We start from the raw sequence: 12,558 nt of genomic DNA, 5'->3' as shown, positions 1-12,558 counted from the left end.
TTTATTTTGAGGTGTTGCCATGCTTCTGATCGCTTTTCTCGGCGGGATCCTGACGATCCTCAGCCCCTGTATTCTTCCAGTGGTGCCGTTTCTGTTCGCCCGGGCCGATCGCTCCCGTGGCTCGGTGCTGCTGACCCTCGGCGGCATGGTGCTGACGTTTGCCCTGGTCTCCAGCCTGGCGGTGGTCAGCAGCGAGTGGGTGCTGCGTGCCAGCAGCGTCGGCCGGCAAGTCGCCTTGGTGGTGATGGTGGTGTTTGCCTTGTCGCTGATCTTCAGTCGGGTCGGCACCTGGTTGGCGCGGCCGCTGGTCAGCCTGGGCAATCGCCTGGACGCCGGCGCCGGGCGGATGGCCGGGCCTGTGGCTTCAGTGCTGATCGGGGTCGCCACCGGGCTGCTCTGGGCACCGTGCGCCGGACCGATACTCGGGGTCATCCTGACCGGGGCCATGCTGCAAGGCGCCAGCACACAAACCAGCCTGCTGTTACTCGCCTACGGCCTGGGCAGTGCCTTGTCCCTGGGGACGCTGATCCTGGCCGGGCGCGGACTGGTCGGACGCCTGAAACTCTCGCTGCCGATCACCACCTGGCTGCGCCGGGGCACGGGGGTGGCGGTATTGCTGGCGGCCGTGGCGATTGGCACCGGGGCGGATGACCGCTTGTTGGCGGCGACTTCCTCCCAACAATCGGCCAGCTTGGAAAAAAGCCTGCTGCAGAACGTGCCCAAGGCCATCGACTATATGGTGAGCAAGGCTGGCGCAAGTTCCATGCCTGCCCTCGAATCCCAGGGCGCCATGCCTGCGCTGGACGGCGCGGTGCAATGGCTGAACTCGCCGCCGCTGAGCAGCGAATCGCTCAAGGGCAAGGTGGTGCTGGTGGACTTCTGGACCTACGACTGCATCAACTGCCAGCACACCTTGCCCTATGTGAACGGTTGGGCGAAGAAGTATGAAAAGGACGGCTTGGTAGTGATCGGTGTCCACACCCCGGAGTACGGCTACGAGAAGATCATCGACAACGTCCGCGAGCAGGTGCGCAAGCTGGACATCCACTACCCGGTGGCGATCGACAATCAGTATGCGATCTGGCGTGCCTTCAACAATCAGTACTGGCCGGCTCATTACTTCATCGATGCCAAGGGGCAGGTGCGCTACAGCCATTTTGGCGAAGGACGCTATGGCGAGCAGGAGCAGGTGATCCAGCAACTGCTGCAGGAGGCGAAGGCTAGCAAAATTGATAGATAAATCGTTTAATTTCAATATGTTGTAGGTATATTATCAACCTGTTTCTAGTGCGGCGCGCCACTTGCGAACGAATGTGGCAGATGGCGAAGGCAAGCTGTCCCCGTGGCGAGGGAGCTTGCTCCCGCTGGGTCTGTAGGAGCTGTGTAGGAGCTGTGTAGGAGCTGTCGAGTGCAACGAGGCTGCGATCTTTCCAAAGACGCTTGAATCTCAAGCGAAAGATCAAAAGATCGCAGGCTTCGCCAGCTCCTACAGAGCCCAGCGGGAGTAAGCTCCCTCGCCACAGGGTTGCATGCGGATTCGAGAATGGCATGCAAATGCTGGCCCCTTGCTCAGTTACATAAGGTCAAACTTCTTTCCTTTCAGAAAGTTGGGCGACAAACCTATGCGTATTTCTATGTGGGTCGTGGCGACGTTTCTCCTGGCCGCCGTTTCGCTTGAGGCCCAGGCCAGGGTGCTGACGCAAAACCAGCAGTCGGTGTGCCGCTGGGGGGCGGATATCGCGGCAGGGGCGCAGGCGTCGAAGCTTTCCGGCGTCAGCCTGTACGGCGCGCGCAAGAAGCTGCAAGTGCGCAAGTTTCCCCGGCCCTGGATGCGCATGACCGCCCTGGGCATTACCGAGCAGACCTACAACAGCGCTTCGCGCCTCAAGCCGGTCGCGGTCAAGCAGACTTACTACGAACAATGTGTCCGTCACGAACTGGCGCGACGCTAGGCCCTCAGGCCGGGCTGCGGCCCGGCATTTCGATGCCATGCAGGTTTACCCGTCGATACAGGGTTGCCCGGGAAATGCCCAGGGCCCGGGCGGCGGCGGTGGGTTTCCAGCGATGGCGCACCAAGGCATCGAGCAGTGCCTGGCGTTCCGGGCTGGCGCTCGGTTCCGGCCCGTGATCGGCGGCGTCCGTGTGGTGCATTGACTCGGGCAGGTGGCTGAGCTGGACCACGCTGGCTTCGCACACCGCGCACGCGTAGCGCAGCACATGGCGCAACTGGCGCACATTGCCTGGCCAGTGATAGCCGAGCAGGCATTCCAGGGCCGCGCCGCTCAATTGCACGGTTGCCCCGCACAGCGCCGACTCCTCGGCAAGAATTCGATTGATCAACGCCAGCCGGTCGCTGCGCTCGCGCAACGGTGGCAGCTGGAAGCGCGCGCCACCCAGGCGGAAATACAAATCCTCGCGAAACTCGCCGGCGGCTACCAGGGTCTCCAGGTCGCGGTGGGTGGCGCAGATCACCTGGATGTCCACGGCCTTGCGGCGGGACCCGCCCAGTGGCGCCACTTCACCCTCGGCCAATACGCGTAGCAGGCGGGTCTGCAAGGCCAGCGGCATGTCGCCGATTTCATCCAGGAACAAGGTGCCGCCATCGGCCTGTTGCAACAGGCCCTGCATGCCTTTGGTCGAGGCACCGGTGAAGGCGCCGGCGACGTAGCCGAACAATTCGCTTTCGATCAGGCTTTCGGGAATAGCGGCGCAGTTCAACGCCACGAAAGGGCGATCACGGCGCTGGCTGGCCTGGTGCAACTGACGGGCGAACACTTCCTTGCCGGAACCGGTTTCGCCCTGGATCAGCACCGGCAGGTTGCGATCCTTGACCCGCACCGCCAGGCGCAGGCTGTCGGCCAGGCGTGGATCGATTTCCAACGGGGTCATCGCCACCCGCGAACGTGAACTGGCCCGCTGGCGTGGCGCGCTCAAGCGCCCGTGCATGGCGTGATCGAGCGAGCAGAGGCTTTCGTCCCGGGCACGGTGCAGCAACTGCTGGTCGAACACCTGGCTGATGTGTTGCGGCAACTGCCCGTAATGTTGCAGCAGGTACTGGCGGGCGGCCGGGTTCAAGGCTTGCAGGCAACCGTCGTCGTCCCAGGCGAACAGGAAGTCCGGCTGGCTGTCGACGTAGCCGGCGTTGCGATGGGCCCGCAGCACCCAGTAACCCTGGGCGCTGCTCATGAAAAACGCCTGTTCGATCTCCCGGGCGCTCTGCACCACCATTTGCCGGATCAGGTGCTGCGAGCGCCGATCATCCGGCGAGCGCACCGCCGAGACGTCCAGCACCCCGAGCAATTCGCCCTGGGGGTCGAAGACCGGCGCGGCGGAGCAGGTCAGGCCAATGAACGCCGCCCGGAAATGGTCGCGCTTGTGCACCGTCACCGGGGCCTTGGCCGTGAGCACCGCCGCCACGCCGCAGGTGCCTTCCTCGCCCTCCGACCAACAGGTGCCCAGGTACAGCCCGGCCTTGCGGCAGTCATTGCGGATCGTGGTTTCCACCCGATAGTCGATGGTCTGGCCCTGGGCATCGGTCAGTAGCACGCAGTAGTCGGCATCGCGGACCCGGCCATGGAGGCGAGCCACTTCTTCGCTGGCGATATTGAGGAACAGCTCGGAGCGCTCACGGCATTGCTTGAGCACGTCCTGGGACAGGATGCGCGGGCCCTGTAGCGAACCGGGGTCCAGGTGATGTTGCTCCATGGACCGGCGCCAGGAGTCGAGGATCAGGTCCGGGACGGGCAGTTGTGGCAATTGGTTCGCGTTTTTCACCACGCGGCTGACGCAATCCACGTGCGCCCGGGAGTGAGCGGAAAGCATAGGGGCCTCCGATTCAGCTTCTTATCGTTGTGCGCACATTAAGCGCCGTTCGCCGGGTGCAGACAAGCTCGACGGGTTCTGCGGGCGGTGTGAGACGCCACGTCTCAGCGTCTCGCCGCAACCTCGTGCAGGCTGACATGGGGCGTCTCACCGGGGCTCGGTTCGCTTCATCGAAAATCCCATGGGGGCCGCTCTGGCCCGGGCGTTGAGCAGATTTTTTTCACAACTGGCACCGCCCTTGCTCTACCTCTGGAGCCCGCTCGACGGGTCATCCAAGAATAACAACGAGGTGTCTATGGTTTCCTGCCCAGGCCGTGTGCCTGCCCCCTCCACGGTGGTGTCATGAGTCGCCGGCCGTTGGCCGTGGGCATCATCGCCAACCCCGCATCGGGCCGTGACGTGCGGCGCCTGACCGCCAATGCCGGGCTGTTTTCCAGCACTGACAAGGTCTCGGTGATCCAGCGCCTGCTGGCCGCTTTCGGGGCCACCGGCATCGAACAGGTGTTGATGCCCACCGACATGATTGGCATGGCCGCCGCCGTGCTGAAGAACAGCCACAGCCGCCAAGCCCGCAGCAGCCACTGGCCGGCCCTGCAGTTTCTCGACCTGACCCTGCGCCAGACCGTCGAAGACACCCGCCGGGCCGCACGCCTGATGGCCGAGCGCGAGGTGGCGCTGATCGCCGTGCTTGGTGGCGACGGCACCCATAAAGCAGTGGCCGCCGAAGTCGGGGATATCCCGTTGCTGACCCTGTCCACCGGCACCAACAACGCCTTTCCCGAACTGCGCGAGGCCACCAGTGCCGGCTTGGCCGGAGGGTTGTACGCCAGTGGCCGAATCCCGGACTCGATCGGCTTGCGCCGCAACAAGCGCTTGTTGGTCTGTGATGCCGGACGTGGCTTGCGCGAAGTCGCCCTGGTGGACGTCGCCGTGTCGCCGCTGCGGTTTGTCGGCGCCCGGGCGATCAGTCGGGCACAGGACCTGGCCGAAGTCTTCGTGACCTTCGCCGAACCGCAATCCATTGGCCTGTCGGCGCTGTGCGGCTTGTGGTTTCCGGTGTCGCGCCAGGCACCGGGTGGCGCCTGGATGCGTCTGGACCCGCAATCCCCCGAAGCGCTGCTGGTGCCGCTCGCGCCAGGGCTGCTGCAAGGCTGTGGCGTGCTTGCTGCCGGGCCCCTGGAACCGGGCATCGCCCACGGTCTGTCGCTCTCCAGCGGCACCCTGGCCCTGGATGGCGAGCGGGAAATCGAATTCAACGCGCAGGACCGACCCACGGTCACCCTCGATGCCGGCGGCCCGCTGAGCATCGACGTCAACGCGGTGCTGGCCTACGCCGCGCAACACCGTTTGCTGGCCATCGGCCGCGAACACCCGCAACACCCTCTGAATCTTCAAGAAGACACCCCAGGAGAATAAAAATGTCGACACCGCTCACCCACGATCAACTGCTGCACGCCTACCAGGTGATGCGCACCATCCGCGCCTTCGAAGAGCGCCTGCACGTGGAGTTCGCCACGGGCGAGATTCCCGGTTTCGTCCACCTGTATGCCGGCGAAGAAGCCTCGGCCGCCGGCGTCATGGCCCACCTGGGCGATGACGATTGCATCGCGTCCAACCACCGTGGTCACGGCCATTGCATCGCCAAGGGCGTGGATGTCTACGGGATGATGGCCGAGATCTATGGCAAGAAAACCGGCGTCTGCCAAGGCAAGGGCGGCTCGATGCACATCGCCGATTTCGAGAAAGGCATGCTCGGCGCCAATGGCATTGTCGGTGCCGGCGCGCCGTTGGTGGTCGGCGCGGCTTTGGCGGCCCGGCTCAAGGGTACCGACAGTGTCGCCGTGGTGTTTTTCGGCGACGGCGGCTCCAACGAGGGCGCGGTGTTCGAAGCCATGAACATGGCCTCGGTGTGGAACCTGCCGTGCCTGTTCATCGCCGAAAACAATGGCTACGCCGAAGCCACCGCCTCCAATTGGTCGGTGGCCTGCGATCACATCGCCGACCGTGCGGCCGGGTTCGGCATGCCCGGGGTGACGGTGGATGGCTTTGACTTCTTTGCCGTGCATGAGGCCGCCGGGGCCGCTGTCGAGCGCGCCCGTGCCGGGGAAGGGCCGTCGCTGATCGAGGTCAAGCTGACCCGCTACTACGGCCACTTCGAGGGCGACGCCCAAACCTATCGGGCGCCCGACGAGGTCAAGCATTTTCGCGAGAACCAGGATTGCCTGATGCAGTTCCGCGAGCGCACCACCCGAGCCGGACTGCTCACCGTCGAGCAGTTGGACCAGATCGACAAGGAAGTGGACATGCTGATTGAAAACGCCGTGAACAAGGCCAAATCCGATCCCAAGCCCACCGCGGCGGACCTGCTGACCGACGTCTACGTCAGCTATCCCTGAACGCCCTCCTGAATAACAACAATAGAGAATCCCATCATGGCGAGAAAAATCAGCTATCAGCAGGCAATCAACGAGGCCCTGGCCCAGGAAATGCGCCGCGACTCCAGCGTCTTCATCATGGGTGAGGACGTGGCCGGTGGTGCCGGCGCACCCGGTGAAAACGACGCCTGGGGCGGTGTGCTCGGCGTTACCAAGGGGCTTTACGACCAGTTCCCCGGACGCGTGCTGGACACGCCACTGTCGGAAATCGGTTACGTCGGCGCGGCGGTCGGGGCCGCCACCTGCGGCGTGCGCCCGGTGTGCGAACTGATGTTCGTCGACTTTGCCGGGTGCTGCCTGGACCAGATCCTCAACCAGGCGGCGAAGTTTCGCTACATGTTCGGCGGCAAGGCCTCCACGCCCCTGGTGATCCGCACCATGGTCGGCGCCGGCCTGCGCGCCGCCGCCCAGCATTCGCAGATGCTCACATCGTTGTGGACGCACATTCCGGGGCTGAAAGTGGTCTGCCCATCGTCGCCTTACGACGCCAAGGGCCTGCTGATCCAGGCGATCCGCGACAACGACCCGGTGATCTTCTGCGAGCACAAGTTGCTCTACAGCATGCAGGGCGAGGTGCCGGAAGAGCTCTACACCATTCCCTTTGGCGAGGCCAACTTCCTGCGCGATGGCAAGGACGTGACCCTCGTGTCCTACGGGCGCACCGTCAACACCGCCATGGACGCGGCGCGCAGCCTGGCCGGGCGTGGCATCGACTGCGAAGTCATCGACTTGCGCACCACCAGCCCGCTGGACGAGGACAGCATCCTGGAAAGTGTCGAGAAGACCGGGCGCCTGGTGGTGATCGACGAGGCCAACCCACGCTGTTCCATGGCCACCGATATTTCGGCGCTGGTGGCTCAAAAAGCCTTTGGCGCGCTCAAGGCGCCGATTGAAATGGTCACCGCGCCGCACACCCCGGTGCCGTTCTCCGACTCGCTGGAAGACCTGTACATCCCTGACGCGGCGAAGATCGAACAAGCCGTGCTCAACGTGATCGAGTGGAGCAAGCGCTGATGAGCCAGATTTTTACCCTGACCATGCCCAAGTGGGGCCTGTCGATGACCGAGGGCCGGGTCGATGCCTGGCTCAAGGAGGAGGGCCAAGCCATCACCAAGGGCGATGAAGTGATGGACGTGGAGACGGACAAGATCTCCAGCAGCGTCGAAGCGCCGTTTTCCGGCATCTTGCGCCGGCAGATTGCCCGGCAGGACGAAACCCTGGCGGTCGGCGCCTTGCTCGGCATCGTGGTCGAGGGCGAAGCCAGCGATGCCGAGATCGATGCGGTCATCGAACAGTTCCTATCGACCTTTGTCCCCGGTGACGCAGCCGATGAAGACAGTGGGCCGAAACCGCAGAAAGTCGAGTTGGACGGCCGGGTGATCCGTTATTTCGAGCGGGGCGAGGGCGGCACGCCGCTGTTGCTGGTGCACGGTTTCGGCGGCGACCTGAACAACTGGTTGTTCAACCATGAGGCGTTGGCGGCTGGGCGTCGGGTCATTGCGCTGGATCTGCCGGGCCACGGCGAATCTTCGAAAACCCTGCAACGCGGCGACCTGGACGAACTGAGCGGCGTGGTGCTGGCCTTGCTCGATCACCTGGACATCAACGCTGTGCATCTGGTGGGGCATTCCATGGGTGGGGCGGTGTCACTGAATGCCGCGCGCCTGATGCCGCAGCGAGTCCGGTCGCTGACCTTGATCGGCAGCGCCGGGCTTGGCGCAGAGATCAACGGCAGCTACCTGCAAGGTTTTGTCGAAGCGGCCAACCGCAACGCCCTCAAGCCGCAACTGGTGCAACTGTTTTCCAATGCCGAACTGGTCAACCGCCAAATGCTCGACGACATGCTCAAGTACAAGCGCCTGGAGGGCGTGGACGCGGCGCTGCAGCAACTGTCAGCGACGCTGTTCGCCGACGGCCGCCAACAGGTGGATTTGCGCGAAGTGGTGCAGGCCGGCGACGTAGCGACCCTGGTGATCTGGGGCAGCGATGACGCAATCATCCCGGCGGCCCATGGCGAGGGGCTGAGTGCCCAGGTCGAGGTGCTGTCCGGCCAGGGCCACATGGTGCAAATGGAAGCGGCCGAGCAGGTCAACCGGCTGATCCTCGGCTTCATCGAGCAGCACTGATCAAGCGGGCGGCGACACGCGTCGTCGTCCCTACAAATTCTGGAGGCAACGTTATGAACGTTTCAATCAAGCCGACCCGCAGCATGCGCGCCGCCGTCTGGCATGGCCGCAACGACATTCGCGTCGAAGACGTGCCACTGCCGGTTTCGCCGCCCGCCGGTTGGGTGCAGATCCGCGTGCAATGGTGCGGCATCTGCGGCTCCGACCTGCATGAATACGTGGCCGGGCCGGTGTTCATTCCAGTGGACGCGCCGCACCCGCTGACCGGGATCAAGGGCCAGTGCATCCTCGGCCATGAGTTCTGCGGCGAGATCGTCGAACTGGGCGCCGGTGTCGAAGGCTTCAGTGTCGGTGAACCAGTGGCGGCGGACGCCTGCCAGCACTGCGGCACCTGCTATTACTGTACCCACGGGCTCTACAACATTTGCGAGAACCTGGCCTTCACCGGGCTGATGAACAACGGTGCGTTCGCCGAACTGGTCAATGTGCCAGCCAACCTGCTCTACAAACTGCCCGCCGATTTCCCGGCCGAGGCCGGCGCGTTGATCGAGCCGTTGGCGGTGGGCATGCATGCGGTGAAAAAGGCCGGCAGCCTGCTGGGCCAGAACGTGGTGGTGGTCGGTGCCGGGACCATCGGCCTGTGCACCATCATGTGCGCCAAGGCCGCCGGGGCGGCCCAGGTGATTGCCCTGGAAATGTCCGGCGCGCGCAAGGCCAAGGCCCTGGAAGTCGGGGCCAACCATGTGATCGATCCGAACGAATGCGACGCCCTGGCCGAAGTCCGCCGTCTGACCAGTGGCCTGGGGGCCGATGTCAGTTTCGAATGCATCGGCAACAAACACACCGCCAAATTGGCCATCGACCTGATCCGCAAGGCCGGCAAGTGTGTGTTGGTGGGCATTTTCGAGGAACCCAGCCAATTCAATTTCTTCGAACTGGTTTCAACCGAAAAACAGGTACTCGGTGCGCTGGCCTACAACGGTGAATTCGCCGATGTGATTGCCTTCATCGCCGATGGACGCCTGGACATCTCCCCACTGGTCACTGGTCGCATCCAGCTGGAGCAGATTGTCGGCCAGGGCTTCGAGGAATTGGTCAATAACAAGGAGCACAACGTGAAAATCATCGTGTCTCCCGCACGGATCTGAGAGCGCCTGACGTGGGCGATTTGGCGATGGCTGGCAGCGGCCATCGCATTTTTTTTGAGGCCAGGGGCGACGTTCAGTCCGGCCGATGGTCTTGCCAGACGGTCCTTTCGTTGAGTTGCAGTTGCTGCTCTTCTTCTTGCCGAAACGTACGGTCGCAGTCGAGGAAGAATTCATCGAGCTGCGGTGGCTTGATGCCGGTGCCACTGAGCATCGAATGCACCTGGCCGCGGTGATGGATCTGATGCTCGAACAGGTGCAACAGCAGCCGGTCGATGCGCTCGCGCACCACACCGTCGACACGCACCAGCTCCACGCAGCGGGCAAGGTCTTTTTCCCGCAGGGTTTCGCAGAACGCCACCAGCCGCTGGTCGGTCTGGGTTTGGCTTTGCTTCAGTTGGGCAAAGGCCAGGGTCTCGGAGAAGTCTTTTATCTGCCCATCGCGGTCGCCTTCCAGGGCGGTGAGGTAATAGCGGTCAACTTCCAGGATGTGGCAAAGCGTGGCTTGCATGGACGGGAAGAACCCCGTGCGCGGCGCTTCGTATTCGGCCTTGCTGAACTGCGCGCAGGCGCTGAGCAGCCTGTGGTTGGCCCATCGGTTGTTCAGGGCCTGGGCCAGGAAATAATTCATGGGAAGCCTCGTCAAGACTTTGTGGGAGCGAGCTTGCTCGCGAAGGGGACGGCACATCCAGCATAGCCGGCTCTGGCGGACCGCTATCGCGAGCAAGCTCGCTCCCACAAGGGATCTTGTATGGGCTGCAAATCCTCCTTGCACCTTGGTCCCTGTGGGAGCGAGCTTGCTCGCGATAGCGGCGGCACCATCACCGCCAGTTAGCGCCATGCCCTTGGGTCAAAGCCCCACATCCGGCAACACCGGCCGATTGGCCATGGCCTTGGCCATGATCTGCTCCACATACACCCGGTCCGCTTCCGGCAGGGCCAGGCGCGGTGGGCGGGTGAGGGCGCTGCCGCGGCCGGCGATGGCTTCGCACAGCTTGATGCATTGCACCAGGTCGGCGCGGGCGTCCAGGTGCAGGATCGGCATCAGCCATTCATAGATCGGCATTGCTTCGGCGAAGCGTCCGGCGCGGGCCAGGCGGAAAATGGTCTCGCCTTCTTTTGGGAACACGTTGGACATGCCCGAGACCCAACCTTCGGCCCCCACGGCGAGGCTTTCCAGCACCACGTCATCGAGGCCTGCAAACAGCACAAAGCGATCGCCGACTTCGTTGCGCACGTCGATGAAGCGCCGGGTGTCGCCGGAGGAGTCCTTGAAACACACCACGTTGTCGCAATCGGCCAGGGAAATCAGGATGTCCGGCGTCACGTCATTCTTGTAGATCGGCGGGTTGTTGTAGACCATCAGCGGCACGTCGGCGTGGCGGGCCACGTAGCGGAAATGCTCGGCGGTCTCGAAGGGCTTGGAACCGTAGACCAGCGCCGGCATCAGCATCACTCCGTCGACGCCGACCTTGCGCACTGCGTTGGCAACCTTGGCGGCTTGCACGCTGGTGAATTCGGCCACCCCGCAGATCACCGGCACGCGGCCACGGGAGGCGTCTACCGCGACTTCGGTCACGGCGATCTTTTCCTCGGCGCTCAAGGAAGTGTTTTCCCCCACCGACCCGCAGACCACCAGGCCGGAAACGCCATCACGGATGACGTTGGAAATCACTTGGTGGGTTTTTTCCAGATTGATGGAAAAGTCATCGTTGAATTGGGTGGTGACGGCAGGGAAGACGCCGCTCCAGTTGATGCGTTTGCTCATGGGTTGTCTCCGTTTTTGATAGTGTTTTTGTGGCGAGGGAGCTTGCTCCCGCTGGGTCGCGAAGCGGCCCTCAGGATCTGACTGACACACCGAGTTGTCAGTCTTCAGGACTGCTTCGCAGTCCAGCGGGAGCAAGCTCCCTCGCCACAAGGGTTTTGGGTGAATCTGAAAGTCATGCGCCCGGCCAGGTATCCGAAAGCCGGTAGCCCTCGGGCCACGGATCGGCTGGGTCGAGCAACAGCTGATGGGTCCCGGTGATCCACGCCCGTCCGGCGATGCACGGGTAAATCGCCGGGCGTCCGGCCACGTCGGTCAGTGAATCGATGCGGCAGTGGAATTCGGAGCCGATGATCGAGCGGCCGATAAAACCCTCGCCGACCTGCATCAAACCCTTGGCGTGCAGCACCGCCATGCGTGCCGAGCAGCCGGTGCCGGTGGGCGAGCGGTCGATCTTGCCGGGCTGGATCACCACGGCATTGGCGCCGGTGGCGATGCCGTTTTCCTGGACGATGGGCGCGGCAATCTGGCAGAACGAGATGTGCGACCAGTCGGGATTCAGCGGGTGCACGAAGCCCAATTGCTCGTTGGCGGCGCGGGTGATCTTCAAGCCCACGGCCACCAGTTCGGCGGCTTCGTCAGGGCGGATGGCAAAGCCCAGGCGCTGGGCATCGACGATGACAAAGCTGTCGCCGCCATACGCGGTGTCCACCTGCAACGAGCCCAGGCCCTCGACTTCGATCCAGGCATCGAGGCGGTCGGCGAAGGAGGGCACGTTCTTGATCTCGACCCGTTGTACCTTGCCGTCGAGGCAGTCGGCCACGGCTTCGATCAGGCCGCCCGGCGCTTCGAGCACCAGGCGGGTCTGGGGCTCGGTCATTTGCAGGATGCCGCTGTCCAGCAGCACGGTGGCGACGCACAACGAGTTGGAGCCGGACATCGGCGGCGTGTCGGCCGGTTCCATGATGATCCAGGCCATTTGCGCCCGCGGGTCCTTGGCCGGCACCAGCAGGTTGACGTGGCGGAACACGCCGCCGCGGGGCTCGTTGAGGACGAAGTTGCGCAGGGTCTGGTCCTGGGCGATCCAGCGTGACTGTTCCCACACCGTGGCGCCGGGTGGAGGGGCGACGCCGCCGACGATCACATCGCCGACTTCGCCTTCGGCGTGGCAACTGACTACATGGATGATTCTGGATGAGCGCATGGATCAAATCCTTGTGTTGTCTGGTCGGGCCTCATCGCGGGCAAGCCTTGCTCCCACAAAG

Annotated in this window: 11 protein-coding genes; 7 read left to right on the top strand and 4 right to left on the bottom strand. The window is 63.6% G+C overall.

Annotation, left to right across the window (positions count from 1 at the left end; translation table 11 throughout):
* The first annotated feature begins 19 nt into the window (after positions 1-19).
* Together QMK47_RS16575 and QMK47_RS16570 are read left to right on the top strand one after the other, a co-directional pair.
* Positions 20-1,240: a cytochrome c biogenesis protein DipZ gene (locus tag QMK47_RS16575; RefSeq protein WP_320388775.1), complete on the top strand. Its 1,221-nt coding sequence runs from the start codon at positions 20-22 to the stop codon at positions 1,238-1,240.
* Positions 1,241-1,622: 382 nt separating this feature from the next.
* Positions 1,623-1,952, top strand: coding sequence for a hypothetical protein (locus tag QMK47_RS16570; RefSeq protein WP_253475509.1), 330 nt, complete (start codon positions 1,623-1,625; stop codon positions 1,950-1,952).
* 4 nt (positions 1,953-1,956) lie between these two features.
* On the opposite strand, the gene QMK47_RS16565 is transcribed toward QMK47_RS16570, so the two are convergent.
* Positions 1,957-3,822: a sigma-54-dependent Fis family transcriptional regulator gene (locus QMK47_RS16565; protein ID WP_320388774.1), complete on the bottom strand. Its 1,866-nt coding sequence runs from the start codon at positions 3,820-3,822 to the stop codon at positions 1,957-1,959.
* A gap of 342 nt (positions 3,823-4,164) precedes the next feature.
* Between QMK47_RS16565 and QMK47_RS16560 the strand changes: the two genes are divergently transcribed.
* The 5 genes from QMK47_RS16560 (at position 4,165) to QMK47_RS16540 (ending at position 9,531) form a co-directional block, all read left to right on the top strand.
* A complete protein-coding gene (locus QMK47_RS16560) occupies positions 4,165-5,238 on the top strand; it encodes an ATP-NAD kinase family protein (RefSeq protein WP_320388772.1) in 1,074 nt (357 codons plus the stop codon).
* A gap of 2 nt (positions 5,239-5,240) precedes the next feature.
* Positions 5,241-6,218, top strand: coding sequence for a thiamine pyrophosphate-dependent dehydrogenase E1 component subunit alpha (locus QMK47_RS16555; protein WP_003202577.1), 978 nt, complete (start codon positions 5,241-5,243; stop codon positions 6,216-6,218).
* Positions 6,219-6,254: 36 nt separating this feature from the next.
* Complete coding sequence (locus QMK47_RS16550) at positions 6,255-7,271, top strand: alpha-ketoacid dehydrogenase subunit beta (RefSeq protein ID WP_014339122.1); 1,017 nt, start codon at positions 6,255-6,257, stop codon at positions 7,269-7,271.
* On the top strand, positions 7,271-8,383 hold the full coding sequence (locus QMK47_RS16545; protein ID WP_320388770.1) for an acetoin dehydrogenase dihydrolipoyllysine-residue acetyltransferase subunit: 1,113 nt from the start codon (positions 7,271-7,273) through the stop codon (positions 8,381-8,383). Before QMK47_RS16550 ends, QMK47_RS16545 begins: the two co-directional genes overlap by 1 nt.
* Positions 8,384-8,466: 83 nt before the next feature.
* The gene (locus QMK47_RS16540) at positions 8,467-9,531 is read left to right on the top strand and encodes a 2,3-butanediol dehydrogenase (RefSeq protein ID WP_253478567.1); all 1,065 of its coding nucleotides are present in this window, start codon (positions 8,467-8,469) and stop codon (positions 9,529-9,531) included.
* 73 nt (positions 9,532-9,604) lie between these two features.
* On the opposite strand, the gene QMK47_RS16535 is transcribed toward QMK47_RS16540, so the two are convergent.
* The 3 genes from QMK47_RS16535 to QMK47_RS16525 all read right to left on the bottom strand — a co-directional run bounded on the left by QMK47_RS16535 (position 9,605) and on the right by QMK47_RS16525 (position 12,497).
* The gene (locus tag QMK47_RS16535; protein ID WP_320388768.1) at positions 9,605-10,159 is read right to left on the bottom strand and encodes a DinB family protein; all 555 of its coding nucleotides are present in this window, start codon (positions 10,157-10,159) and stop codon (positions 9,605-9,607) included.
* 219 nt (positions 10,160-10,378) lie between these two features.
* On the bottom strand, positions 10,379-11,296 hold the full coding sequence (locus QMK47_RS16530) for a dihydrodipicolinate synthase family protein (RefSeq protein ID WP_253475494.1): 918 nt from the start codon (positions 11,294-11,296) through the stop codon (positions 10,379-10,381).
* A gap of 172 nt (positions 11,297-11,468) precedes the next feature.
* Entirely contained in the window at positions 11,469-12,497 is a 1,029-nt protein-coding gene (locus tag QMK47_RS16525; RefSeq protein ID WP_320388766.1) for a trans-3-hydroxy-L-proline dehydratase, read from the bottom strand.
* Between the last annotated feature and the right edge of the window lie 61 nt (positions 12,498-12,558).

Source organism: Pseudomonas sp. P9_35 (genome assembly GCF_034008205.1).
Taxonomy (GTDB): Bacteria; Pseudomonadota; Gammaproteobacteria; order Pseudomonadales; family Pseudomonadaceae; genus Aquipseudomonas; species Aquipseudomonas kilonensis.
The sequence above is the reverse complement of the archived record's forward strand: the minus strand, read 5'-3'. Positions and strand labels throughout refer to the sequence as shown.